Below are 26,898 nucleotides of genomic sequence, written 5' to 3'. Positions count from 1 at the left end.
GCTGGCGGAGGTCGGCGTAGCAAGGTGGTGGGGGAAAGGATTACGGCCTTTCCCCCACCACCTTTACATAGAGTGACTATACGCGTGTCGGTTGCGTATTAGTGCCTCACTTTTGTGCGCTGCGACGACGGTTGACGAGGTATCCGCCGCTTGCGAAGAGCAGGAGGGCGACGCCACCAACGGTGAGCAGCAGCTGGCCGCTGGCACCGGTGATGGGCAGCTCGGGTACGCCCTGCTGGGTGTTGGAGATGGCGGTATCGGAGGTGCTCATCCCGCCGGTGATCTTGATCGGAGTCTTCGCGTTTTCGCCGGAGGGCTTCACGTAGCCTGCGGGGGCCTTCGTTTCGACGAGGACGAGGCAGCGGTGAGACTGCAATCCTGCATCCTGACCGGAGGCGACGCTCTTTTGGTCGATGAGGACGCCGGGCACGACGAGCAGGCCCTGAGCATCGGTGACGAGGGTCTGAGTGGTGCCGGTAGGGCTCTTAAAGCTCAGTGCCTCGCCCGTGGTTTCACGCGAGGTGCATTCTGCAGCGTATTGATCCTTTGCGACGAATACCTGGAACTCGGCGCCGGGCAGTACCTGGTCAGGGTGCCCCTGGTTGACCTTGGGGATCTGGAAGCCGCCCCACTTGGAGTACACGTCATTATTGGTGGGGGTCAGCGGAGGGGTGCCGGGTGTGTCGGGGACCTTGGGCGCATCACCAGGGTTGTCGGGAGGAGTCATCGGAGGGGTGGTCGGCTGAGGGGGCTCATCGCCGCCAGGAATGACGGTGTCAAACATCAGGTAACCGGTGTTCTTGAGGACGCCTCGGTCCGCCACGCCATCGGGCAGGGTCTTGACGGTAGCTGCCAGGGACATGGTGACGGTCTTGCCAGCATTTTGCTTGAGGAGGTTCAGGCCATCACGCGTGAAGATGATCTGAGCCCAGTGCTTATCCTGGACAATGTTCTTCGTGTAATGCGTGGTTTCGGTGACGGTAACGGGGTTACCGCCACCAGCTTCAGCGAGGGTCACGCCCGTGATCTTAATGTCCTCGAAGCCGCCCGGCAGGGGGTCGGCAAGGGTGAACATGCTGAAGTGTTCTTTGACGTCAATCGCAGGCACCACGGCGCTGATGGCGAATTTGACGTGGTCTGCGATGCCCAGGGTCGCGTTTGCGTCAATGGTCTGGGTCTTGGTCGGCGCGTTTGTCACGACATTCTTGGGGTAGACGGTGATGTCGTAGAGCCACGGGGTGGTGCCGTTATCGAAGGGTGTCGGAACGGTGACGATGAAGGGTGCTGCGGGCTTGAGTGCCTGTGCGGGCTTGACCTTTTCACACACGAGGTAGGCGGACAGGGCTAGACCGCTCACAGGGGTGGTCTTACCTGTACCTGCTGCGGTCTGGCTCGTGGTCTTAGGGTCAGAGAAGGTGTACCCGTTCAGGGTGGGCGCATCTGCGTTCGCGCAGGCATTCATGAGGTTGACTCGCTTGAGGGCATCGACCTTTTCCCACCCCGCAGTGGTCTTGAGATCGGTGCCGTCAATCTTGTGGATGACGAACTGCGCGCCAGCCAGAGGAGTGCCGGTGCCTTCGTCCTGACCGTCAATGCTGCCTGCGGTGTTGGCGCCGGCTGCTCGTTTGACGATGGTGAGGGTACCGGTGCGGCTTTCGTCAATGAGGCCGGTATTGGGAACCTGCACTGCGTTGGCCGCCGCAGCCGCGCCGAGTGCGCTCACCAGGCCGAGGGCCAGAGCGCTCGTTCCGGCAATCACGCGGTGCCGGAACGACAGGGGATGTCGTGTCATGGGATTTTCCTTTCCAATAGGGCATCAGCTGATGCCCGAAACACTGTGTGTAGGAGTGTTGACCCGCGCGCGGCGGGGGGATTGTGGGGTTATATCGCGCGTTTCTTCCTCTCTTGACGGCGTGAGAGGACCCAGCCAATTCCGGAGAGGAGGAAGAATCCTGCACCGGTTGCCAGCACGTAGTCCGCGCCTACGCCGCCGGTGAGAGGCAGTGCGGGGGGCGTGATCATCGTGTTGACGATGTCTCCTAGGTCGGTGACATCTTGGCGTGGGAGAACGCGGATAGTTTGTGGTGCGGCGAGGGCGTAGCCCAGGGGCGCCTTTGTTTCGGTGAGCGTGTACTCACCGGGGGCAAGCCTTTCGATCCTGATCACACCCGGTTGGGGGTCAATGTCATGGGTAGCATCGCACTGGTCTGGATCGGTGCAGTCGATGATGGGAAGGCTCTGGTCGCCGCGCGCCAGCGTCCATTCCGAACCCGGCAGCGGGTTGTGTTGAGCGTCAGTTTTCCGCCATTGCAGGTCGACGGGCACCTCGTAGCCTTCAGGGGCGTAGATGAAGACGCAGTGAATGTGGGCGCCTGCAGGTACGTCGGTGAGCGCAAGTTCGCCGTCCATGTAGGTGTATCCCAGGATTTCAAACTGGTTGGCAGTCAGGTCATGCTGACATTGGGCCATGGCGCGCCTCAGATGGGGAGCGTGGGGGGATACCTGCGAATCGACAGTAATCCCTGCGTTGGCCTGTCCCTCATGCAGTCGTGCCTTCCACGTCGTGTCTGATTGCCAATCCGCCCCAGTGATACCTTGCTTGCCAATGAGAGGCGTATTGGGGGCGTGCGGCGAAAGGTGGTCGATTCCAGCGGTGGCTCTCACGTCGATACCGAATCCCGCGTGCTTATTGTGGGCGTCCGGCCGCCCATCCATCCTGATTTCTAAGACTTCAGCGCTGATCGTCACTTCCGGCAGGATGGTGCTGTTGGGGATGGCTCCTATGGCATGTTCTTGCTGGCCTGTGGTGAGGCTGAAACGTTTGGTGGGGGCCTTGCTGTAACCGTTCGGGGCTTGTTCCTCGATAAGGTCGTAGGTACCCAGAGGGATGTTCGTGACTGTGAAGTGTCCTTCGCGTCGATCACGATCGTGCTGGTTTGCGCAGGCGGATTCTGTGGCTGCCACGCAGTCGCTGATGGTGATGCCTTCGGCAACCATCAGGGAGGTGCCCACGGGTTTGATTCTCCAGGCAGAGCCTGCCAGTGTCTTGGAGGTGTCGTGCGCGTCCACCTTGGACCAGCTGGCAGATCCAGTGGAGGAGAAACGGTACCTGAGCGCACATTCAATCCGCGAATTCGCGGCAATTCCTGTGCTACTGGCTGGCAGCTGAGGATCCTGACTGGTGTAGAAGGCCGCTGCCTGTCCTTGACGCTGACAGGTCATGGAAAGGAATTGAAGCTGACGTCCTTGTGGAATCTGCTGGGAGAAGCGGATCTGTGGCTGCGCGGTGGGGTTGGCGTGATAAATGATCCAGTTCTGCGGGAAGGTCCCGCGACTCGTGCTTTCTTGGGTCTTAAGAAGCTGGGCTGGGTGACTTGTGTTGAAGCGCGCATGGGTGGCGCCCGGTTCAATCCTCATTCCAAGGGTGATGCCATGTTGTTCGGATGACACCGGTCTGCCGCGCTCGTCCTCCACACTGATGGTTGCTGAGATCTGGCTGGTGATGTCAGCCGGGCGGTAGCGTAATTCGCAGGTGACGTTTTCCCCTGCAGGGATTGCCCGAGTGGTGAGGGCAGCTGGAGTAAGACCAGCTGTCTGAGCGGTGGAGTTGAGGAACTGCCTGTTGTTTTTTCCTGTGCATCGGGCCGACACGAAGGTGTAGCTACGGTCTGCTGGAAGAGTGGGGGTGATCGTCCAGGTCGCCTGATGGCGGTTGTCGACGTAGTTGAGTGTATTGCTCAGTGCTACCGTGCCGTCAGCGCGCAAAGTCTCGGCAGTGGTCGATTCGCCTCCTGGCGCGGCGTGATGCGCAAAGGTAATGGGGGCTCCCGTTGAGGTGACTGATTGACGAACACTCACCTGAGTGAGAGCAGGGTTGACATCACTCGTTGAGCTTCGTTCAATGACGACCTTGATACTGACGGGCGTTTGTCCGGGGATGGCGCTCTTCTCATTCGTGATCTTGCCGAAGTCAGCCAAAGGTGTGTTCGCCGAGATTTCACGTACCTGCGCCGGGCCATTGAGGGCGTAATTTGGAGAGATGTCGTAGCCGGTGGGCGCTTGTGTTTCAACGAGGCGATACCTACCGAAGGGAAGGTCTCGGACGTCGAAGTATCCGGCTCGGTGATCCTTGTCGAAGCTATTGGCAGGGCATTGCGAGGCACTTGTGGCAACACAATCGCGAACCTCTTTCGCACTCCCCTGGCCTGGACCAACTGGGATCAATTGCCACTGCGAGTCGCGCAGAAGGGTTCCGCCACTTGTGGTCTTCTGCCAGGTTATGGCACCTGTAGTGGCATTTTTGACGTAGGTAACATAACACTCAATCTCTTCACCCTTGGGCACGGGCCTGGCTGTAGGGGCGCCCGTACCCGTGACGCTGAGATAGGAGATCGCGCTCTTCTTCCCCACGCAGGAAACACCCGTGCGTGTAAAGCCTGAATTCGGGGGCAGGACATCCTCGAAGCGGATCGGTGTCGACGCATTGGATGTGGAGTAGTGCACGAACCACGGGTCCGGGAAATAGTTGCCGGGCTTCTTCATCTGCACGAGGCTGCTGACGGCAGGAAAGTCTCCACCACCCGGTGAGATCCATACGCTTTGATCCTTCTTCTCCACTTCAAAGCGCGCTTGCAGGGTCGGTGTTTGATCACCGGGGAGTCTTTGGCCTCTGAAGTCAGTGAACGCTACTCGCAGGTCGATTCGGCTGACGTAGGCAGGATTATTGATCGTGCCGAGTTGTTCCTTGGGGACAGTGATGGCGTTCGGATTGACGTTAGTGGTGTCTACCGTGACGGTGAAGGGGATCTTATCGGTCCTGCGCTCATAGCCAGGAGGCGCACTCGTCTCTTCCAGGGTGTAGCGTCCCGGAGGAAGAATGATGTTGTAATACGCGGTGTCCTTTTTGACGTATAGGACTGATGGACACATGAAATTGTTACAGGGGACGCAGGAGGCGTCTTGACAGGGAACGACGCGCTGATCGATAGTTCTTTGCTCTCCACCTGCGTCATAGGTGCCTCGGATTCGCCATTCAGCTCCGGGAAGGGGACGAGTGATACCCTTTGTCAGCTGAGCAAACTTCGACCATTGGACGCCTCCGACCAGGGGTCGGAGGGAGGTCTCCATACCCACTTTGCCCACGCCGCTGGCATTACTGTTGGGCAATATGCCACAGTACTCACGAGGATTCTCCCCGGATTGCGGGAAGATATAGCCCGTCGGGATTTGCGAGGTTAATTCGACACAGTAGTGTGCACGGTAGTTCAAGTCGGTGAGCAGAGGAAGATATACCGTAGCGGCACCTGATTCGGGGCTGATATCTTGAGTGCGTTCAGCGCCGCAGGCACTTCCTTCACACTCTGTGATGGTCCACGTGTGACTTCTCATGTAAGCAGGGTCAATCCTGCGATTATCTACGGCTCGAGGGAAGATTCGTGCTGTAAATCCTTTGAGGAAGTATTTCCTCTCTGGGATGAAGGGTTGGCCATCAATCCCATACTGGCTGGCAATACCTGAATATGCGATGCTCATCGGCCGGTATCGATGCACCCCGGGGATGTCAAAGTCCACTTCACAAGATGCCGCGTCAGCGAAGATGACCCCTTGATTGTCGGGCTGGTTGAAGAACGCATTGCGTTCGAGATTTCTTGCCGCCAGGGAGAGGTTGGATCGATAGAGGGCACTGGTAGCGTCTCGTCCAACCACAACACCTTCCGTTCCGGCGGTATGGGTTTGCATGGTCAGGCCGGTAAGTCCAGCACTCGCGTTGGTGACGTCTTGGATGAGGGTGAGCCTCGCATTGGTGCCTGTTTCTACGCGCATTCCACTTTGAGCGAGGGTGTTAATAGCATCCCTTTTCAGCCCGTAGATTTGAAGGCGCGTTGAGTTCCCTGAACGGGCGCTGACCATGATTCGTAGATTGCCGTACATGTCGAAGGCAATGTCGGACTCACCTGTTTCAGCGGGGGTGAATCCTTTGAGCTGAAATCCCCCGCCACCTTGGACTCTTCCATCACTGGGACTATAGCGCCAGAGCCGATAGCGCCTGTTTTGAAGATCGAAGCCACCGAAATAGAACTCATCGTTTTGAGGGTGTACTGCGCCTGAGGTGATGCGGCCATTGAGCAGTTGATTGGTGACGCTGCCGACTTGTTCCCACCCTCGCGATAGCGTGTAGCGGTGCACTTCTTGAGAGCCTGCCCCTTGAACGATCGCATAGGCTTTACGCCCGTCCAGGTCGATACCGAAGGCATTAGCTGCCCGCCCATTCCCAAGAGCTGGGATCTGCGAACCGATTGTCTTCACCCGGCCGCCGGTGAAGTAATAGATCTGGCCATGTTCTGAAAGGGTGTAGACATGCCCGCCCCTGCACTCAAAGAGGTCTGCGTTGTCGGAGATGCCTTGGGTCTGCCCCTGTGCGCGCCGGAAGGGAGAGTGAACCGGCGTCATCGGAGCTTCTTCGCTTTCTCCGACTTTCTCTTCTTCGGTGGCCGCTTGGACGCCGCTCTGAGCGGATTCTGCAGATACCTTGCTCTCTACGTCAGACTGTGGAGGGAGAGCACTCGCGTTGCCTTCTTCACTTGCTGCAATGTCACCGCTCTTTTCAAGGGAATTCCCGGGAGTATCGGTGGCGCTCATAGCCGCATCGGAGTCCGCAGAGCCTGGTTGCTCGTTCTCAGAGGTGACCTCAGAGGGCGTCGCATCCTCCGGAGTCGGCGTCGACGAGGTCGCCCCAGATGTGGTCGCTGTTGAGGGTGCGGTGACCTCAGCGGCTAAAGCGTTGGCTGCCAAGAGGGAAGCGCAGAGAAAAATGACAAAGAAAAGGGTAAAAAGGCGTGAGGTGACGCGGGTAGTGGAGCCGCGCTCCATAGAAAGGCGATAGCTACCTCGAGACATTACGACCTCGCTGGCAACCGCATACGCGGCGAGCGCATGCGGTGAACACTGACACATTGTTGATGGACGGTCTAAATTTAATGCACTTCTTCCGCCAAATCAATGTCGAATTCTTGTTAAGATATTCACCCGATGTGATTAAGCATCCGAAATAAATAGGTCGATAAGCAGGTCACCTGGTCACATTCATCACAATGAAGGCAAGGAAGCAGCCTCTCAACCCGACGAGATACTCACGCTTCATTGAGCCTCTCATCAGCGAATTAACCTCACGGGCACAGATAAAAGCAGGGGCCTACCATTTGGTCACATTATCTTTCGGGTTTTTTACATCTTCGACTGAGTGCACATTCGTCACACGAAAAGGCACGCTTGCTCAGATAACTTCCCAGATAACTTGCCCGGATAAAAAGCCTGACCACATATTCAGACTGAATACCGGCATGGCCGCGCAGCAGCCTCACACTCTCAGACACCCCAAGGGGGAGTATCTCAGGCTAGGCGGTACTCTCCGCGCAACAGCACCGTCCCCGCATCGACACCCTTCATTCCCGCAATCAAACGCTCGCCGCAGGCCAAGCGGGAAGCCTCGTCATCGGCGAGCGCACGCAGCTGACCGATAACCCCAGCCTCAACACCGCTCGCCCGCACGGACTCCACCACAGCATCCACACTGTCGCGCCCGACGACGGCAACCATCCCCACCCCGAGGTTGAGAGAATCCTCCAGGGCTTCCCAGGACACATTGCCCTCACGCCGCACCCAATCAAACACGGCGGGCACACCCCAAGCGCCACGGTCGACCTCGGCCACCAAACCACGAGGCAGCACCCGCGACACATTCGCACCCAAGCCACCGCCGGTCACATGGCTGAGCGCGTGGATACCCGTTGCCGCGCCATGCAGGCCCGGAGCGCGCAGAGCATCAGCCTCGGGACCTTCCATCGGTACGAGGAGCTCGCCCTCCCCCACTGCCTCAATAAGATCCAAGCAGAGCTTGGTGTACAGGCGCGTAGGCTCCAGAAGCTCTTCACCCAGAGTGCGGCCAAACTCCGCCATCTGCGCCTCCAAACCCAGCCCGGAAACCTCCAGCACCTTGCGCACCAAAGAGTAGCCATTCGAATGCAAGCCTGAAGAGGCAATGCCCACCAGGACATCGCCCTCCCCCACGCGAGCAGGACCCAGCACGCGTTCAGCATCAACGACACCTGTGGCCGCACCAGCAATGTCGTAGTCATCTTCCGCCATGACGCCCGGATGCTCAGCGGTTTCACCACCCACCAGCGGACATTCAACCTCGGCGCAGGCGCGCGCAATACCGGTGACGATCGCAGCAATACGTTCCGGCACGACCTTGCCGCAGGCGATGTAGTCCGTCATCAACACTGGACGGGCACCCACCACCACGATGTCATCAACGACCATGCCCACCAGGTCCTGGCCAATGGTGTCATGCACGTCCATGGCCTGCGCCAGGGCGATCTTCGTGCCCACGCCATCAGTGGACGTTGCCAACAGCGGACGCTTCATGCCCAGAAGAGCCGAAGCGTCGACCATGCCCGCAAAACCCCCGGTGCCACCAAAGACAGTGGCGTTATGAGTGCGCGTCACTGCGTTCTTCATCAGCTCAACAGCGCGGTCCCCCGCAGCAGTATCTACGCCCGAAGCAGCGTAATCCAGGGCAGGTGCGTCGCTCATAGTCATCGGCTTTCTCTAGTGGGGAAGGTCGGCAGTGGGCAAGTCAGGAGTGGGAACCTTCGAATGCGGGAGGGATCAGGGGGCGGCTCAGCAGGTGGTCGCCCCGGGCGTGCCGGGAATTGGCGTGCCCTTCTCGATCGGGTCGGGGTATTCACCGGTGAAGCATCCCAGGCAGAGGCTGGTGCCCTGCTTGGTAGCCTCCACCATACCTTCCAAGGACAGGTAGCCCAGGGAGTCTGCGCCAATCCACGCGCGGATCGCCTCAGCATTCATCGAGGAAGCAATGAGTTCAGCGCGCGTGGGGAAGTCAATACCGAAGAAGCAGGGCCATTCCACCGGCGGGGAGGAGATGCGCACATGCACCTCGGCGGCGCCGGCCTCGCGGAGCATCTTGACCAGCGCACGCTGAGTATTGCCGCGCACAATCGAATCGTCAATGACGATCAGGCGTTTGCCCTCAATCACCTCACGGAGGGGGTTGAGCTTGAGGCGAATACCGAGTTGGCGCAGGGATTGAGTGGGTTCGATGAAGGTGCGACCCACGTAGGCGTTTTTCACCAGGCCCTGCGCGAAGGGAATACCGGATTCTTGGGCGTAGCCAATTGCCGCTGGGGTGCCTGAATCGGGGGTGGGCATGACGAGGTCGGCGTCGGCGGGGCATTCCCGGGCGAGGATTGCACCCATTTCGCGGCGGGCAGCGACAATCTGGCGGCCTCCCACGACGGTGTCGGGGCGGGCAAGGTAGACGTATTCAAAGACGCAGGTATTGGCGCGCGTGGGGGCGAAGTGCCAGGAGTGGACGCCAGAGGCGTTGATGGTAATGAGTTCGCCCGGTTCGACCTCGCGCACGAAGGAGGCGCCAACGAGGTCAAGGGCGGCGGTCTCGGAGGCCAGGACCCAGCCGCTGGTCAGACGACCGAGCACCAGCGGCCTGTAGCCGTGGGGGTCTCGCGCACCGTAGAGCGCCGTCTCGTCCATAAAGACCAGGGAGAATGCGCCTCGCAGACGCGGCAGGACCTTGAGGGCTGCGGGCACGAGGGGGGCGGCGTCCTCGACGGGCTCCTGCGCGCTGGGAGCAGGCTGTCCACCCTCAGGGCGGGGTTGGCCAACGAAAGGCAGGGGGCCAGGCAAGCTCTCTGCCAGGCCCAACAGGGCGGTCAGAATCGACGTGTCCGTCGAGGCGCCACGCTGAACGTCCTCGCCGTCGGCCACGGAGTGGGCCAGGGCGCGCAATTCTTCCGTGTTGACGAGGTTACCGTTGTGGCCAAGTGCCATCGCGCCGCGCGGGGTGGGGCCGAGGGTGGGCTGGGCGTTGCGCCAGGTGTCAGCACCCGTCGTGGCGTAGCGGACGTGGCCGAGCGCAATGTGACCTTTGAGGCCCTGGAGGGTCTGCTCGGAGAACACCTGATTGACCAGACCTTGATCCTTGTAGACCAGCAGGGATTCTCCATCGGAGGTCGCAATACCAGCCGACTGCTGCCCGCGGTGCTGGAGGGCGTATAAGCCAAAGTACGTCAGGCGGGCAACGTCCTCACCTGGCGCCCATACGCCAAAAACCCCACAGTGGTCGTGGGGGCGATCATCCTCAAAAGGATCACCGAATGGCATTTCAGTAGTAGGTACATGGCCGGATTCCACGGGGCATGTTTGCACACTCCTACTGTGCCACAGGGCGTGCGCGGTGCGCGCTCTCGTCCACCATTCGTCAGAGGTGTCCGTCGCATCTTGACCGCACGCACTGAGCGCTCGCTTACGTGTCTGTCACTCGTTTTTGTCTGACTGTCTCCGGAGGGCTTGTTCAAGACGCTGAGCCTCCACAGCAACCCTGCCAGAAGACGGCATCTTCACCGCCTCGCCACGAGCAAGCTTTTCCGCACGAAGACGCTCACGCTTAGCCAAGTGATACTCCGGATACATCCAACGCGGCAAAGGAATCGAAAAAAGACCAACGAGACCAATGGCAAAAAGGACTAACGCGACATAGCCCAGCACATCGATCGACAGCTCTGAGAATCCCACCGATTCAACAATCAATGCGATCGCCCAAACCAAAAAAGAAGATCCTATTGCCGGAACCATTAACGCGATGACATTTTTCCCATACCTACCTTTTTTATTCATAGCCCGCGCCATCTGCCCAAAGCCAGAGTCCGAAAACATCTCGAACCACCATGACACCAGCAAAAGTCCAGAAATTATGAATGCCATAACTATATTGGACACCACGACACCCCCTACAGAAATCTATTGACCGCCCAATCAGCAAACTCATCTGCGACATAGGCACCCATAGCCCCGCCGATGAGCCCTCCAGCAATCCCGCCAACGGCAGCACCTATTGGCCCAAGAAATCCTCCGATAGCCGCACCTGCTAAAGCTCCACCATACGTGCCACCATAACCGCCTCCTGCTGTCATAACACCAGAAACGCCTGCCCGCGCTACGCGCTGCCCATTACTCAAATCCGGGTTAAACGAGTCCTCTTGCCACCGATCATCAACACACCAACCCAACCCCGCTACCGGGAAGACTCGTCCTTATCAGCACGCTGAGCAGCTTCCTGCTCCCGCACAATCTGCTCAAGACGCTGAGCCTCCACAGCAACCCGCCCAGAAGACGGCATCTTCACCACCTCACCACGAGCCAACCTCTCCGCACGAATACGCTCACGCCTCGCCAAGTGATACTCCGGATACATCCAACGCGGCAAAGGAACAGGAAGAAACCCAAGACCCGTTGCTACAGCAAAAGTAAGCGTCAAATAGCCAAAAGTATCTACAGCCCAAATCGGAAAAGCAGCCTCACCTCCGAACATCAAAAGCCCGCCCGATACGGCACAGATCCCTCCCGCAGGCAACGCCAGTGCAGAGAAATTCTTCCCATAACCACCTTGTTTCTTCATGGCCCGCGTCATCTGCCCGTACCCTGAGTCAGAAAACATCTCAAACCACCAAGAAATCAATAAGAGTAAACCGCCTAGAAAAACAAACAAACTCCTATAATCCAACTTAATAACACCTTTCTACGACAGAAGCCGCGCGTTAACCCTCTTGCCAAGCCATTCACCGCCGTAGGAACCTCCTACTCCGCCAAGGATACCTCCAGCAACAGCTCCGATAAGGGCACCGACTGGTCCACCAAACGCGCCAATACTCGCACCACCTACGGCACCCCACGAAGCAAGCAAGAACCCTCCACCTGCTGCGAGAGCACCCGTCACGCCCGCCCGTGCTACGCGCTGCCCATTACTCAAATCCGGGTTAAGCGAGTCCTCTTGCCACTGATTGTCAGCACACCACCCCCAGCAGCCCCACCCTGCTACCGGGAAGACTCGTCCTTATCAGCACGCTGAGCAGCTTCCTGCTCCCGCACAATCTGCTCAAGACGCTGAGCCTCCACAGCAACCCTGCCAGAAGACGGCATCTTCACCACCTCACCACGAGCAAGCTTTTCCGCACGAACACGCTCACGCCTCACCAAGTGATACTCCGGATACATCCAACGCGGCAAAGAAAACGGAAAAAAGCCGAGGATGAAAAATACTACGCAACCCAAAAGTCCAGTAACACCAATCACGGCCACGCTTTTCGGAAGATCTAGGTCCCTTGTAACCAGCAACAAAAGCAGGAATAGGAACATACACCAAACAGCCGGGTAAGAGAGAGAAAACTCATTCTTCCCCCGCGAAGAACTCTTGTTCATGGCCCGAATCATCTGCCCAAACCCCGAGTCAGAGAACATCCCAAACCACCACACGACCAGGCCAATTATTGCAAAAAGACCTAGAAAGTAAACTGATGCCACGACAGTCACCCTTCTGTGATGAAAGTTTCATTCACTAAGCTTGCCCCCTGCTCGGCAAAATGCGCCACTATGACACCACCGATAAGACCTCCGGCAATCGCACCAACGGCAGCACCTATTGGACCCAAAAAACCTCCAAGACCACCACCTATATATGCGCCAGCAGCTGCGCCACCCCAACCTCCAGCCGCAGTCATTCCTCCCGTAACACCAGCCCTTAAAATGCGCTACCCATTACTCAAATCCGGGTTAAGCGAGTCCTCTTGCCACTGATTGTCAGCACACCACCCCCAGCAGCCCCACCCCACTACCGGGAAGACTCGTCCTTATCAGCACGCTGAGCAGCTTCCTGCTCCCGCACAATCTGCTCAAGACGCTGAGCCTCCACAGCAACCCTGCCAGAAGACGGCATCTTCACCGCCTCGCCACGAACAAGCTTTTCCGCACGAATACGCTCACGCTTAGCCAAGTGATACTCCGGATACATCCAACGCGGCAAAGGAATCGGGAAAAGACCGAGAAAAGCAGCAGCAATTACCATCGCCCCAACAGCACCAAAACCTTTAGCTAACTGTGCCGATACACCAAGATCCAGGAGAATCTTCATCAACAAAATGAGCGCTCCCCCCAATCCAAAGCCAGGAATAAACAAAGCATTAAAGTTCTTCCCGTATCTGCCTTTTTTCGCCATAGCCCGCGCCATCTGACCAAACCCGGAATCCGAAAACATCACGAACCACCACGTAGCAAGAGAAGCCACCGAAAATGAGGCGGCAATCAAGAAGTCAGAGTTCATTCATGCGCTCCTATCCGGCTATAGCTCTCATTGAGAAAATCAGCAAAAGTCTCTCCACCATACGCCCCTAGGGCCCCACCAACAATTCCTCCAACGATTCCACCAACAGCAGCACCAATAGGACCGCCGAATGCCCCGATAGTCGCACCGAAGGACGCTCCGAGGTATGCGCCACCATAACCACCTCCTACCGTCATAACACCAGAAACGCCTGCCCGTGCTACGCGCTGCCCATTACTCAAATCCGGGTTAAGCGAGTCCTCTTGCCACCGATCATCAACACACCAACCCGACCCCACTATCGGGAAGAATCCTCATCAGCACACTGAGCAGCTTCCCGCTCCCGCACAATCTGCTCAAGACGCTGCGCCTCAACAGCAACCCGCCCAGAAGACGGCATCTTCACCACCTCACCACGAGAAAGCTTTTCCGCACGAATACGCTCACGCCTTGCCAAGTGATACTCCGGATACATCCAACGCGGCAAAGGAATCGGAAGAAACCCGAGAAAGGCGACCAGAAGAACCCCTACAGCAACGAATCCAACCCCATTTGTTACAAGATCTGGGACATTTAAAGTCGATAAAAGATCGACCACTGCAAGCAGAATCATCCCAGCGGAAAAACCCGGTAAAAAAAGGGCTATTACATTCCTTCCTTGCCGTTGCCACTTCGCCACAGAGCGCCCCATCTGCCCAAAAGCGGAATCAGAAAACATATCGAACCACCAGACCACAAGAAGGGCAGCGCCAAATATTATCATCCAAAGGGCTCTATAATCCACCGAACCACCTTTCTCCATACCCTAACAATATAAACCGTTTAAGATATCAGCTCCCTGATCACCCAAATACACTCCTAATGCCCCACCAAAAATTCCACCAACAATTCCACCAACAGCAGCACCGACTGGTCCAAAGAATCCTCCTACAGCCGCTCCTGCTAAAGCTCCACCATACGCGCCACCATAACCGCCTCCTGCTGTCATAACACCTGTCACGCCTGCCCGTGCTACGCGCTGCCCATTACTCAAATCCGGGTTAAGCGAGTCCTCTTGCCACTGTTCATAAGCACCGACCGCGAAGGCCAGACCACCACCGATACGCGCACCCCATTTAAGAGTGTCAGCATGCTTGGCAGCAAAGTTCGAAGCTTTCCCTAACCACGTTGGGGCTGGTTTCTGCCCCGGCAGCCAATTCTCCACATTGCCCTGGTGCATCACCTTCTCGAACACAGTCCTCGGGGCTCTATACATGACGCCACCCTTGCCATCTGCCCCCACCCCCACCGGAATTCTCAGCTCAGCATCAGTGGCGCGGCGGTAAGCCCACTGCACTCCACTTCCAGCATCATCAACGCGCCCAGTCCACCATATCGTCCACCCCGCCTCATCCTCAGGGACAACCTCTTCCTTTAGAGCCTGTGCAAGCCCACCATCAGGAAGAAGCTTGGCAAACAATCCTCCGCAGCTATCACTGAAAAGCGCGAATGCTTCCTCAGCACGCTGGTATGCGAAAGCAACCTTCTCCTCAACCTTCACATACACCGCCATTTGACGTTCGTAGGTATCTGGATCAACATCCAAAATATAGGGCGGGTAGATCGCCTGATCATCCACGCGAAGACCACCCTGACTCGCCTGGATACGCGCTTCCTCCAAGGCGTTATCCACCCACCGGCAATCATCCACCAAACCTGAGGTGGCACGTTCAAAAGCGCTCACATCATCAATATATTCATCCAAAAGCTTGCCAATATTACCGCTATGGATACTTGCTGCCCGAGCAGTCTCTCCACACATCTGCTCAAAAATCCCACTCGCGTTACGCGGATAGTTATCAACCTTGCGGGCGCGGTTCCTAGCAAGCAACAACTCATAAGCAAAAATATCAATCTCAGCAGTGTCCCAATAGGCCTCCGTCAGAAGCATCACGTCACCACCCCCAAGCTTCCTGTGGCGCGTCCCGGATCTCTTGCCGCATCAGGTCAACCCGATCAGCAACATCCTGATCACAGTGAATAAAACGCTCCGATGCTAGACGGATACTCTGAGCACACTGCCCACTCTCATCAGCAATGATCGTCCTGAGCTGCTCCATGCGGCCAAAGGCCTCAACAACACTGCTTTGCGAACGCCAAAACGCGCTCACCTTCACTGCGGGAACCTCCCGCGAAAGCTCTTCAGAAGTACCCTCAAGAATCCGCGCCGCCGTCGTCGCAGGACCAACATGCCACTCAAACTCGCTCACAACACACCCCCACATATGTCAATCAACCACACCGAGCCAGCCTCCGCCCGCATTCAACGTTCCTATCACCCCGGCCCTTAGTACACGTTTTCCATCACTCAACTCGGGATCTATCGAATCCCGTCGCCACCGATCATCAGCACACCAACCCAACCCCACTACCGGGAAGAATCCTTATCAGCACGCTGAGCAGCTTCCCGCTCCCGCACAATCTGCTCAAGACGCTGAGCCTCCACAGCAACCCTGCCAGAAGACGGCATCTTCACCACCTCACCACGAGCCAACCTCTCCGCACGAACACGCTCACGCCTCGCCAAGTGATACTCCGGATACATCCAACGTGGCAAAGGAATCGGAAGAAAACCCAAAAATCCGATACAGCACATCGCTATGCCGATAACACCAAAGACTTTACCCAACTGCACTGCAACTCCAAGATCCACGGAGATCTTCAATACCATAAGGAAAGCCGCGCCCATTCCAAAGCCGGGTAGAAACAATGCGGTAACATTCTTTCCATGGCGTTGAATCTTATTCATACCCCTCGCCATCTGACCAGCCCCAGAGTCCGAAAACATTGCGAACCACCAATTGGCTAAGATCCCCGACACTACAAGGAACCCAATCAAATAGTCATACCCCATTCTGCTCCCCTTCTCACACAATGAAACTATCATTAAAACGATCCGCGAGGTTCTCTCCCAAATAGGCTCCGCCTACTCCGCCCAGAATGCCTCCAACAATGCCACCAATGAGAGCACCGATAGGCCCGGCGAAAGCACCTACAGTCGCACCAGCCCACGCCCCTGCAGCTGCGCCACCCCAACCTCCAGCCGCAGTCAACGTCCCTATCACCCCGGCCCTTAGTACACGTTTTCCATCACTCAACTCGGGATCTATCGAATCCCGTCGCCACCGATCATCAACACACCAACCCGACCCCACTATCGGGAAGAATCCTTATCAGCACGCTGAGCAGCTTCCCGCTCCCGCACAATCTGCTCAAGACGCTGAGCCTCCACAGCAACCCTGCCAGAAGACGGCATCTTCACCACCTCACCACGAGCCAACCTCTCCGCACGAACACGCTCACGCCTCGCCAAGTGATACTCCGGATACATCCACACCGGCAAAGAAAACGGCAGAAAGGAAAGCACCATTAGGATAAAAAAAGTAAGTATCAAATAGTTCAGCGTAATCATGAACGCCCCAAATACACCCGAGCCACCAGCAAAGATCAACAACCCCGTGAGCAGAAAAACGATGCCCGCCGACGGCAAACCAAGAGAAAAGAAGTTCTTCCCATGAGCAGCCTTTTTGCTCATTGCGCGCGCCATCTGACCAGCCCCAGAGTCCGAAAACATTGCGAACCACCAGTTACTTATCAACAGCACACCAAAGGCGCACATCAATGCGCTTTTAAACCCCATTCTTCCCCCTTATCCATGCATCGGAGCGGCACTATTAATTACAGCGTCGGCTGCGGACTCCCCCAGGTAAGCTCCCAGAGCCCCACCAACAATTCCACCAGCAATACCACCGATAAGGGCACCGACTGGTCCAAAGAATCCTCCCATAGTCGCCCCCACAAATGCTCCGCCGGAAGCACCAAAATAGCCGCCAGCTGCCGTTGCAACACCTGTCACGCCTGCCCGTGCTACGCGCTGCCCATTACTCAAATCCGGGTTAAGCGAGTCCTCTTGCCACTGTTCATAAGCACCGACCGCGAAGGCCAGACCACCACCGATACGCGCACCCCATTTAAGAGTGTCAGCATGCTTGGCAGCAAAGTTCGAAGCTTTCCCTAACCACGTTGGGGCTGGTTTCTGCCCCGGCAGCCAATTCTCCACATTGCCCTGGTGCATCACCTTCTCGAACACAGTCCTCGGGGCTCTATACATGACGCCACCCTTGCCATCTGCCCCCACCCCCACCGGAATTCTCAGCTCAGCATCAGTGGCGCGGCGGTAAGCCCACTGCACTCCACTTCCAGCATCATCAACGCGCCCAGTCCACCATATCGTCCACCCCGCCTCATCCTCAGGGACAACCTCTTCCTTTAGAGCCTGTGCAAGCCCACCATCAGGAAGAAGCTTGGCAAACAATCCTCCGCAGCTATCACTGAAAAGCGCGAATGCTTCCTCAGCACGCTGGTATGCGAAAGCAACCTTCTCCTCAACCTTCACATACACCGCCATTTGACGTTCGTAGGTATCTGGATCAACATCCAAAATATAGGGCGGGTAGATCGCCTGATCATCCACGCGAAGACCACCCTGACTCGCCTGGATACGCGCTTCCTCCAAGGCGTTATCCACCCACCGGCAATCATCCACCAAACCTGAGGTGGCACGTTCAAAAGCGCTCACATCATCAATATATTCATCCAAAAGCTTGCCAATATTACCGCTATGGATACTTGCTGCCCGAGCAGTCTCTCCACACATCTGCTCAAAAATCCCACTCGCGTTACGCGGATAGTTATCAACCTTGCGGGCGCGGTTCCTAGCAAGCAACAACTCATAAGCAAAAATATCAATCTCAGCAGTGTCCCAATAGGCCTCCGTCAGAAGCATCACGTCACCACCCCCAAGCTTCCTGTGGCGCGTCCCGGATCTCTTGCCGCATCAGGTCAACCCGATCAGCAACATCCTGATCACAGTGAATAAAACGCTCCGATGCTAGACGGATACTCTGAGCACACTGCCCACTCTCATCAGCAATGATCGTCCTGAGCTGCTCCATGCGGCCAAAGGCCTCAACAACACTGCTTTGCGAACGCCAAAACGCGCTCACCTTCACTGCGGGAACCTCCCGCGAAAGCTCTTCAGAAGTACCCTCAAGAATCCGCGCCGCCGTCGTCGCAGGACCAACATGCCACTCAAACTCGCTCACAACACACCCCCACATATGTCAATCAGCCGCCCCCATTCCATCAACGGGCGTGTCGAACTCACGTTGTAGCCCACCAGGTTTCCTGCCTCATCGTGTTGCCCCTGCACCGCATACATCGACTCAGGAACCATCAGGTAGACCAGGCTTCGATCCACATCATCCTTCTGCGCCTCCGTGCGCCCCACCCCAAAAGGAAAGACCTGCACCAGACTCAGCTCCCACAACTCCCGACTCAACCCATAACTCAAGGGCGTTACAGGCACTTCCCCTTGCGGCGGGGAAGCCTCGTATTCCAGGCCAACATTCCCCAAGAGAAGCCTCAACCCTGCCACATTGCCCTGAACGATCAACTGCCCCACTTCGGCAGGCAGAGCGTACGGGCCGCACGAATACGTTACCCTCGGGACGAACCCCAGAAAATGCGCCAAAATCGCAGGTAACTCACACGACTGAGCAGACCACACGCGCACACTCCGAGAGTGCCGACGGGCACACGTCATCATGCCGCCACCAGCCCAAATCATCAGCTGTTCCATGCCGGAGGCACTGTATTTCATCGTATTGAAATAGGTGTGGCCATCCACAAGGCCAGCGACAAGTTCGCGCCCCAGATCGGTCAGCTCACCGGCATCCCACACCCCAGCACTCTTCAAACGCCGCGACACAAGAAAACCAGGCTTCACCCCACGGACACACCACCCCGACAGCGCATCAAACTCAGAAAACGACAAGTCAACACTGACATCGTCCATCTGCATCGTTTCTAACATCAGAGCTCCTCCTCAGAGATGCGCTCGCAGGAACTCATCATCTGCACCAGTGTCTCGCCAACACTCGGAAAATCCTTTGTCGCACACGTCAAGGTCACCGTGACCCCCACTAGTTCAGAGCGGGAATCCACTGGAGCCGGGGCCACCCACAGACACTGCATACACGTCAAGGACTCATCCTCAAGAATGTAGGTACCCAGCAGCAATACGTTCCCCTCAGGGGCATCCACCGCCTCACCCATATCCAGTAACACAAACCCAGGAATGCCCTCCAACAAGGCACGGGTTGCCCCCTCAAACCATTCCCCCTCACAGCCCCCACCCACCGGCTGAAGCGTCACCACACACGAGGGAGCAAAACCGTCACCGAAGTCAGCATCGGCGCACACCATATCCACCTTCGCCGGCCCAAGGCTCCCACGCATCATCTCCGAAAAAGGCGCATCGGATACTTCAACCCACCCACGAGGAGCCTTCACTCCGTAGTAACGGCCAGCAAGCACCACATCCAGCACACAAGAATCAGGCTCTAGCAAAACGCCCTCCCCCTCAATCGAATTCTCACAGGTTTCCACATGTATAAAGGATGTCAGAACATCAGCCTCCTAGCAGGCGTTTGCTCCTGCAAAGCTACGAGGGAGTACGCAAAAGGTGTCCTGTCGACAATCGGGGACTCCTGCGGCACTCACACGAAAAAGACACCGAATTGCCAGCCCGGAAGGCAATGACACGACTCAGGAAAGTATCAGTTCACCTCAGGATGCTCAGCCTGCGCAGCCGAACGAGCCAGGACATGCGAACCAGCCGAAGCCGTCACCACCTGCAGCACAATGACCGCCACCCCAAGCACCAGCCAACGCCACTGCCACATGGAGACGGCAACACCCGCACACAACACAATGACGCCCAACAACTGCGGCTTGGACGCAGCATGCATCCGAGAAAACACATCGGGCAGGCGCACCACACCAATCGCGGCAATCAAGGTCAGGAGTGCGCCAAGAGCCAAAATTCCCGCGCCCACCCACTCATTCCACGAGCTGCCGGCAATAAGAGTCGGACCGGCACTCATCATTCCTCCGCCAAGCATCGCCATCACTGTGCCTCCCCCTGGGCGTCACCAGGACGGCGACGCCCAGCCCCGCGACTTTCAACCTCACGACTTTCAGCCTCCCGCCGTTCTGCCTCGCGACGCTCCTCCGCAGCGGCGGCGTCGACCTCGTGGTCGATCTCCTCCAACTCCGCGCGCAACTCCTCTTCCTCACGCAGACGCTGACGCTCCGCATCCTCAGCGGCAGTGAGGATACGGTGCCCCCCACCAGCGGAATCATCGATGACATCGCGGCGGATATAACGGGCGACAACCACCGCCGTCAAAAACGCCGTCAACGCCAAAATAATCAGCAAAAGCCCCAAATCAGAGCGCTTCCACCACACGATCATCACACACACGATCGTGAAAGCCGACGCCGTCAACACATCGGAAGCGACCGTGCGATCCATAATGCTCGGCCCAGCCGCAATACGATAAAACGCCAAGAGCGCCGCCACAGCAGCCACCCCAGCAATACCCAAGTACAGCAGCTCAAGAGGAGTCACGAGGAGCCTCCTGCCTCAGACACCAGCAAATGCGGGGCAATCGCGGCAAGCAAACGCTGTTCCTGAGCGAGCACCGACGCCACAACCCCAGCCTCACCGCCCTGAGCGTCAACATCCAAAATATGCAGGTCCAGGCGATGTTCCTCGACCACCACATCCGTCACCACAGAACCCGGCACCAACGAGGTCATCCCCGCAATAATCGTCATATGCACAGGGTCGCCACTACGCAGCCGCACCCGCACCCACGCATTACGAGGGCTACGGCCTCGGACCACAACCCACGACACCTGAGCGCCCGCCACCAACAAATCCCACAAGAAACGCGCCACCAACACCGCGAGCGCCACCGGCCGCACCCGCCACGTGTGCGTAATATGCGGCAGCGGAAACAGCCACTGGATCGCCAAGGCCACCAACACGCCAGAAACCAGCACCATCGGCTCAACGCTGGTGAACACCAGCACCCACAGCACAGTCAGCCACAAGGTCAATGTCAAGGAGATGCGGTGGGTGCGCGCCAATGGCCCGCCGGGCTTCTTCACTACCATCACTGCCTCCCCTCCCCCGAGTGGAGCCCATCCAGGGCAGTCTCGGCGGGCGTGCCATCAGAGGTTTCCGCGTCCGGCTGAACGGGGCGCAAGTCCTGCGGTTCAGGCAAGGGGGCGTTGGGAACCTCGTCAAGAGAGATCCCCGACCCGCGGCCGTCCTCGCCCAGCACCGCAGAAATATAGGGGTAGCGGAACATTTGATCCCGCGCCGCAGAAGACACGTAATCCCAAATCGGACCCGACGCCGCAGCCATCGCCACCTGCACCGCCACCAGCACCGCCACAGTGACACTCATCAGCATAGGCGTGCGTTCAATGACAACCTTCTCCACCTCCGTGCGCGAAGCCTGCGCTGAGGAACGCGACCGCTCAGCCACAGGAGCCAAAGCGTTGCGAGCCCGCTCCACCTGACGGGTCGCACGCTCACGCACAGCATCCGAAGCGTCAGGGCGCAACAGGGGCTCGGCAACAACCGGTGGGGCATCCTTCGGGTTTTGCCAAAAAGCCATATTCCACCACTTCGCCACCACGTAAAGAGTGAGGAAGCTCGTGACAATGCCGCCCGCCAGCAGCAACCACGCCTGCGCGGCCGCCAGCCCACCGTTCATCTGCGCCGAGTTTGCCGAGGCCTGCGCCAACCCCAGTTTGCCGACAAAGCCCGTCAGGGGCGGCACGCCCACAAGGTTCATGCCCGTGATAAAGAACAGAATAGCCACCAAGGGTGCTTTACGGGCCAGGCCCGACAGGCGTGCCAGCGAGGTCGTGCCCGTGCGCTTCTCAATCAGCCCCGCCACAAGGAACAGCGTGGTCTGCACAAGAATATGGTGGGCCGCATAGTAGATCGCCGCAGCCAAACCAGCCTCGGTCACCAAGGACAAGCCCCAGACCATGTATCCAATATGGGACACCAGGGTGAAGGACAATAAACGCTTGACATCATCTTGAGCGACAGCACCAAAAATACCGATGATCATCGTAGCCAGGGCCACCACACCAAGGATCGGCGCAATGGAATCCCCCGGAAACAGGAAAACCTGCAGGCGAATCATCGCGTACACGCCGACCTTCGTCATCAGACCAGCAAAGACGGCCGTCACCGGGGCCGGCGCCGTCGGGTAAGAGTCCGGCAGCCACGCTTGAAGGGGCACAACCGCCGCCTTAATACCAAAAGCCACCAGCAGCACAGCCTGAATCATCAGGGCCACACCCGGGTCAATCTCCCTCAGGCGAATCGACAGCTGGGCAATATTCACCGTCCCCGTTGCCGCGTAGGTCAGAGCAATACCCGCCAGGAAGATTGACGAGGACAGCAGGGAGACAACCACGTAGACTGTGCCAGCGCGCACTCGCCCTCGCGTGCCACCCAGGGTGATGAGAACGAAAGAAGCGGCCAGAAGGATCTCAAAGCCCACGAAGAGGTTGAACAGGTCCCCTGTGAGGAAAGCATTCGCGACGCCCGCCGACAAAATGAGGTAGGTCGGGTAGTAGATGCTCACCGGCGCGCGCGACCCCTGAGTCGCCAGGTTTTGCGCCTGCGAGAACACGAGCACAGCGAGGGTCACAATCTGACTAACCACCAGCATGATCGCAGCGAGGCGATCAGCCACAAGAGTCACGCCAATAGGCGCAGCCCACGACCCCACGTCAAGCACCACAGGCCCAGAATCAGCTGCAAGTACCAGCGCGAACGAGGTCGCCGTAGTCGCCGCCAAAGTGAGCAGGGCGAAGAGACGCTGGAGGCGCGGATCCCGAGCGAGGAAGAGCACAAAACCCGCGCTCAGCAGCGGCAAGAGGATCGGGATAGGCAGCAGGTAGTTCGCGGTGAACATCATGCTCTGCCTCCCTCTTCGTCCTCGTCGGAGCTCGCGCCCGTATCCTCGCTTTCGTCGTAGTTGATGTCGCCGTCCTCATCACCGGTGGCGCCCTCGTCAATACTTGCCGCCAATTCAGCGTCAGCACGGCGAGAAAGAATCCGATCCTCAATGTCGTCAATGACCTCATCATGGCCGGTCAGACGCCACGAACGATACGCCAAGGCCAAGCCAAAGGCCGTGGTACCCAACGACAAAACAATAGAAGTGAGCATCATCGCCTGAGGAAGAGGATCCCCCATCTCCTCCACCGCCTCCACACCGATCAACGGCGGGCGGCCCGCAGCGCCGCCCGCCGCAAGCAGCAACACATTCACCGCGTGAGTAATAAGCCCCAAGCCAATGAAGATGCGCGACAAAGAACGCTCAAGCATGAGGTACACGCCCGTCCCCGCCAAAGCAGCGGCAATGAGCAGAACAGTCACCGATGGGACAGTCATGAGGTCACCTCCGAAGACACAGACGCTACATGTTGAGCGCCAGATGACGCTGCACCGCCCTCGTCATTTTCTTCACCATGGCGATCAATCTGCGCACCCGCCGCAGCCACCAAGTCAAGCACCAGGCCAATGACCAGCACATACACGCCAATATCGAGGATCGTCGCCGTCGTGAAATGCAGGTGCCCCAGGAGCCCAAAATCCCAGTCAACCTCGGTAGATTGCAAGACCGAACGGCCAAAAGCCAGGGGCGCGAAAGCACCGGCTCCCGCAATAAATAAGCCCGTCCCCAGAATACGGCCCGGCGAGATCGGCATCGCCTTCTCCAACTCCTCAGCCCCACCAGCCAAGTAGCGCAAAACAAACGCCAAACCGGCCACGACACCACCAGCGAAGCCTCCACCAGGATTGTTATGCCCAATAAACAACAGCCACAAGGACAAGACAATCATCGTGGGGAACAACAGGCGCGTCGTCACCTCAATAACAATCGAGCGTTCCCGCTCATCCAAACGCGCCACAGTCGGAAGGAAAGTGACACGACTATGAGGGCCGGCGGGCGCCTCGTCAACCCGAGAAATACGACCGCGCAACAACGCAGAAATCCGCTGGTAGCGAGGCTTCGAAGTCGAACCCGCATGAATGAGCGAAGCAACACCAGTGGCAATCACCAGCAGCACCGACAACTCACCGACCGTATCCCACGCACGAATGTCCACCAAGATGACATTCACAATATTGAGACCATGACCAAAGAAGTACGCCTCCTCCGCCATGAGGGAAGAATCAGGAGCATGAGTGCGGGCAGCCGTCGCATAAAGGCCAACAACCAGCACACCCCCAGCCACCACAATCGACAACAGCAGACGCCACCAACGCGAACGCGCCAGAGGACGGTCCGAAAAGTGCGCGGGCAAACGACGCAAGACCAGCACAAAGATCACCATGCCGACGGCCTCGACAAGGATCTGCGTCAACGCCAAATCAGGCGCACCATAGGAGGCATAAAGCATCGCCACCCCCAGACCCACAGCGCCCAAAGTAAAAGCTGCCTTCATACGCCGACGCGCACGAGCAGTCATCACAGCAGCAACAACAATCACCACACCAACCAGCAGCTGAACAGGAGAATCCCACGCCCGCAACTGAAGAGCCGACGGCGGATGAACCAGCAGCGCAGCCCCAACCGCCGCCACCAGAGTCGCCATAATCGTCGACAACTCGAAAGGCAGGGAACCACGCTGCGTCATGCGAGTCACGCGCGCCGCCACGATTTCCAACTCCCGCAAACTCCACGTGTGCAGGTCAACAGCGTTAATCGACACAGCAAAACGCGCCTGAAGCGCCTCAAACTGCCGGGCACGCCACGCCAAGACGCCCGCGCACGCAAAAATCACCAGCGTCACAAGAGCAACATCCACCCCCGACCACCACGCCAAGTGAGCGTGACCAGGCAAGATCACCCCATAAGCCCCCACGCCAGCTTCGAAGACGGCCGGCGCCAAACCCAAAAGCGCGCCAAGAGACAGCAGGTAGATGGGCAAACGCAAGGTCACCGGCAAAGGCTTCACGGCGAGAACCTCGTCAATCGGACGCACACCAAAGGCCCCCCACCAAAAACGCCACGAATAAGCGGCCGTAAGAACCGACCCCAGCGCCACCGCCACAAGGAAAAGCAACTCAGCGCCAGTCACACCCGCAGCCAAAGAAGCCTCACCGCCCATCCAGCCAGCCTCAGAGCCGTGCATGAGTGCCGCCAGCAGCGCCTCTTTCCCCAGGTAGCCGGTGGTCAACGGCAGGCCAGCCATAGACGCGGCCGCCAGGCCAGCCGCCGCCCCAGTCCACGGCATCGCGCGCGCAACGCCACTCAGACGATGAATGTCGCGCGTGCCCGTCGCACTCTCCACCGCACCAACAGTCAAGAACAGCGTCGACTTAAAGAGGCTATGAGCAAGGAGCATCGCCACACCAGCCGCCATCAGCGAGGCACTCCCCGCCCCCAGCACAGCCATAATCAAACCCAACTGCGACACCGTGCCATACGCGAGAACAAGCTTGAGATCGTGCTGACGCAAAGCTCGCCAACCACCAACAAACATCGTGGCCAAACCCGTAGCGACAATCAGAGGCGACCACAGCAAAAGGTCAGTAAATCCCGGCGTCAGACGCGCAACGAGGTACAGGCCAGCCTTCACCATGGCGGCAGCGTGAAGGTAGGCCGACACAGGAGTCGGCGCAGCCATCGCACCAGGCAGCCAAAAATGCGTGGGCACCAACGCTGACTTCGAAAAAGCACCCAACAGCACAAGCAGGGCCGCCACATTCAGGTAAAGCCCGGAGGTGGAGATCGCACCCGTCGGGCCGGTCACGCTCAACCCAAGCGTCCCATTATGAGCGTTCGCCACCAGCTCAGACAGCAGATAGGAACCGCCCTCCACCTGCCCAAGCATGACAAAACCAACGAACATCGCCAGCGAACCACCAGTAGTCACCAGCAGAGCCTGACGGGCAGCCGCGCGAGCCGGACGGCGCTCAAAATGGTGCCCGATCAGCAGGTAAGACAGCAACGAGGTCGCCTCCCAAAAGGCGTACACCCCCATCGTGTGATCGGACTGGACAACGCCCAGCATCGCCGCGATGAACGCGACAAAGACAGCGGCAAAACGCCCCAGCCCCGCGGCGGATTTTTTGAAGTAGGCCGAGGCGTAGATGAGAACCAGAGCACCCACACCCCCAACAATCAGCGTCATCACCCACGACAGCACATCCAGGCGCATGACAAGGGTCAGGTCCAGGCCGGGAATCCAGGTCAGCGTTTCGGAGGGAAAAGCGGCGGGGACTGCGGCGGCGGCCTCGTGGGAACGTATGGCGGCCTCGTTGGCATGCGCGGCGGCGAAAACCTGCTCGCTTGCGGCCACAGCGTAAACAACGGCAGACACAGGGGCGAGAGCAAGAAGGGCGAGGGCGCGGCGCCCGATACGGCTGACCAAAAAAGGCGCGCACACGGCAACACACAGGTGTGCGGCAATGACAGCAAACATGCTCGGGTGTCCTCGTTGTCGGCAGCAGGCCACAAAGTCGGCACGCTGCAGGCGATCAGGGCAAGCGCATGATGAGCGGTATCAGCTTCGATCAGCTTCAGGCGCGGAGCCGCGCACCCATCTGCGGTTCTTTTTCAAGGGTACCGAAGTTGAGCGATGAACGAGTGCTGAGGTGGCGAGGATCGCGCCCCGCACTCTCGAATCCTGATTTACGCACAAAAGCGGGATAATAGAACGTCCCGTGTCGACAGAGTCGACAAAAACCTACCCGACGAGGACCTCTAAGG

The 26,898-nt window shown here is 58.1% G+C and carries 23 protein-coding genes; all 23 read right to left on the bottom strand.

Features of this window, described 5'->3' with window-relative positions:
- Window positions 1-106: 106 nt before the first annotated feature.
- The 23 genes from HWX48_RS04985 to HWX48_RS04875 all read right to left on the bottom strand — a co-directional run bounded on the left by HWX48_RS04985 (window position 107) and on the right by HWX48_RS04875 (window position 26,611).
- Window positions 107-1,792: a SpaH/EbpB family LPXTG-anchored major pilin gene (locus tag HWX48_RS04985; RefSeq protein ID WP_175955226.1), complete on the bottom strand. Its 1,686-nt coding sequence runs from the start codon at window positions 1,790-1,792 to the stop codon at window positions 107-109.
- A gap of 89 nt (window positions 1,793-1,881) precedes the next feature.
- Window positions 1,882-6,897 carry a collagen binding domain-containing protein gene (locus tag HWX48_RS04980; protein WP_175955224.1) on the bottom strand — a complete coding sequence of 1,672 codons (5,016 nt, stop codon included), beginning with the start codon at window positions 6,895-6,897 and terminating at the stop codon, window positions 1,882-1,884.
- Between the two features lie 492 nt (window positions 6,898-7,389).
- Window positions 7,390-8,595, bottom strand: coding sequence for a phosphoribosylformylglycinamidine cyclo-ligase (purM, locus tag HWX48_RS04975; protein WP_175955222.1), 1,206 nt, complete (start codon window positions 8,593-8,595; stop codon window positions 7,390-7,392).
- Between the two features lie 87 nt (window positions 8,596-8,682).
- Window positions 8,683-10,203, bottom strand: a complete 1,521-nt coding sequence (gene purF / locus HWX48_RS04970; RefSeq protein WP_175955655.1) for an amidophosphoribosyltransferase — start codon at window positions 10,201-10,203, stop codon at window positions 8,683-8,685.
- 153 nt (window positions 10,204-10,356) lie between these two features.
- On the bottom strand, window positions 10,357-10,818 hold the full coding sequence (locus tag HWX48_RS04965) for a hypothetical protein (protein ID WP_175955220.1): 462 nt from the start codon (window positions 10,816-10,818) through the stop codon (window positions 10,357-10,359).
- 295 nt (window positions 10,819-11,113) lie between these two features.
- Window positions 11,114-11,497 carry a hypothetical protein gene (locus HWX48_RS04960; protein WP_175955219.1) on the bottom strand — a complete coding sequence of 128 codons (384 nt, stop codon included), beginning with the start codon at window positions 11,495-11,497 and terminating at the stop codon, window positions 11,114-11,116.
- Between the two features lie 416 nt (window positions 11,498-11,913).
- A complete protein-coding gene (locus HWX48_RS04955) occupies window positions 11,914-12,399 on the bottom strand; it encodes a hypothetical protein (RefSeq protein WP_175955217.1) in 486 nt (161 codons plus the stop codon).
- A 307-nt stretch (window positions 12,400-12,706) separates the two neighbouring features.
- Window positions 12,707-13,195 (bottom strand): hypothetical protein, encoded by a 489-nt coding sequence (locus HWX48_RS04950; protein ID WP_175955215.1) that lies wholly within the window; start codon window positions 13,193-13,195, stop codon window positions 12,707-12,709.
- Window positions 13,196-13,493: 298 nt separating this feature from the next.
- The gene (locus tag HWX48_RS04945; protein ID WP_175955213.1) at window positions 13,494-13,997 is read right to left on the bottom strand and encodes a hypothetical protein; all 504 of its coding nucleotides are present in this window, start codon (window positions 13,995-13,997) and stop codon (window positions 13,494-13,496) included.
- A 3-nt stretch (window positions 13,998-14,000) separates the two neighbouring features.
- Complete coding sequence (locus HWX48_RS04940) at window positions 14,001-15,128, bottom strand: hypothetical protein (protein WP_175955211.1); 1,128 nt, start codon at window positions 15,126-15,128, stop codon at window positions 14,001-14,003.
- A gap of 1 nt (window position 15,129) precedes the next feature.
- Complete coding sequence (locus tag HWX48_RS04935) at window positions 15,130-15,444, bottom strand: hypothetical protein (RefSeq protein WP_175955202.1); 315 nt, start codon at window positions 15,442-15,444, stop codon at window positions 15,130-15,132.
- A 158-nt stretch (window positions 15,445-15,602) separates the two neighbouring features.
- Entirely contained in the window at window positions 15,603-15,983 is a 381-nt protein-coding gene (locus tag HWX48_RS04930) for a hypothetical protein (protein WP_175955209.1), read from the bottom strand.
- 405 nt (window positions 15,984-16,388) lie between these two features.
- Window positions 16,389-16,874 carry a hypothetical protein gene (locus HWX48_RS04925; protein WP_175955207.1) on the bottom strand — a complete coding sequence of 162 codons (486 nt, stop codon included), beginning with the start codon at window positions 16,872-16,874 and terminating at the stop codon, window positions 16,389-16,391.
- Window positions 16,875-16,883: 9 nt separating this feature from the next.
- Window positions 16,884-18,023, bottom strand: coding sequence for a hypothetical protein (locus HWX48_RS04920; RefSeq protein ID WP_175955204.1), 1,140 nt, complete (start codon window positions 18,021-18,023; stop codon window positions 16,884-16,886).
- Between the two features lies 1 nt (window position 18,024).
- The gene (locus tag HWX48_RS04915) at window positions 18,025-18,339 is read right to left on the bottom strand and encodes a hypothetical protein (RefSeq protein WP_175955202.1); all 315 of its coding nucleotides are present in this window, start codon (window positions 18,337-18,339) and stop codon (window positions 18,025-18,027) included.
- Window positions 18,336-19,109, bottom strand: a complete 774-nt coding sequence (locus HWX48_RS04910) for a hypothetical protein (protein WP_175955201.1) — start codon at window positions 19,107-19,109, stop codon at window positions 18,336-18,338. Before HWX48_RS04910 ends, HWX48_RS04915 begins: the two co-directional genes overlap by 4 nt.
- Window positions 19,109-19,645: a hypothetical protein gene (locus HWX48_RS04905; protein ID WP_175955200.1), complete on the bottom strand. Its 537-nt coding sequence runs from the start codon at window positions 19,643-19,645 to the stop codon at window positions 19,109-19,111. The genes HWX48_RS04910 and HWX48_RS04905 overlap by 1 nt, the downstream gene beginning before the upstream one ends.
- A gap of 209 nt (window positions 19,646-19,854) precedes the next feature.
- Window positions 19,855-20,205, bottom strand: a complete 351-nt coding sequence (mnhG, locus tag HWX48_RS04900) for a monovalent cation/H(+) antiporter subunit G (RefSeq protein ID WP_175955199.1) — start codon at window positions 20,203-20,205, stop codon at window positions 19,855-19,857.
- Window positions 20,205-20,708: a monovalent cation/H+ antiporter complex subunit F gene (locus HWX48_RS04895; protein ID WP_175955198.1), complete on the bottom strand. Its 504-nt coding sequence runs from the start codon at window positions 20,706-20,708 to the stop codon at window positions 20,205-20,207. The genes mnhG and HWX48_RS04895 overlap by 1 nt, the downstream gene beginning before the upstream one ends.
- Entirely contained in the window at window positions 20,705-21,259 is a 555-nt protein-coding gene (locus HWX48_RS04890) for a Na+/H+ antiporter subunit E (protein ID WP_175955197.1), read from the bottom strand. Before HWX48_RS04890 ends, HWX48_RS04895 begins: the two co-directional genes overlap by 4 nt.
- Window positions 21,259-23,091, bottom strand: coding sequence for a Na+/H+ antiporter subunit D (locus HWX48_RS04885; protein WP_254872967.1), 1,833 nt, complete (start codon window positions 23,089-23,091; stop codon window positions 21,259-21,261). The genes HWX48_RS04890 and HWX48_RS04885 overlap by 1 nt, the downstream gene beginning before the upstream one ends.
- Complete coding sequence (locus tag HWX48_RS04880) at window positions 23,088-23,570, bottom strand: Na(+)/H(+) antiporter subunit C (protein ID WP_175955196.1); 483 nt, start codon at window positions 23,568-23,570, stop codon at window positions 23,088-23,090. Before HWX48_RS04880 ends, HWX48_RS04885 begins: the two co-directional genes overlap by 4 nt.
- Complete coding sequence (locus HWX48_RS04875; RefSeq protein WP_175955195.1) at window positions 23,567-26,611, bottom strand: Na+/H+ antiporter subunit A; 3,045 nt, start codon at window positions 26,609-26,611, stop codon at window positions 23,567-23,569. The genes HWX48_RS04880 and HWX48_RS04875 overlap by 4 nt, the downstream gene beginning before the upstream one ends.
- Window positions 26,612-26,898 lie beyond the last annotated feature (287 nt).

The organism is Schaalia sp. Marseille-Q2122, from assembly GCF_903645355.1.
Classification (GTDB): Bacteria; Actinomycetota; Actinomycetes; order Actinomycetales; family Actinomycetaceae; genus Pauljensenia.
This window is presented reverse-complemented; position numbering and strand designations above follow the sequence as displayed.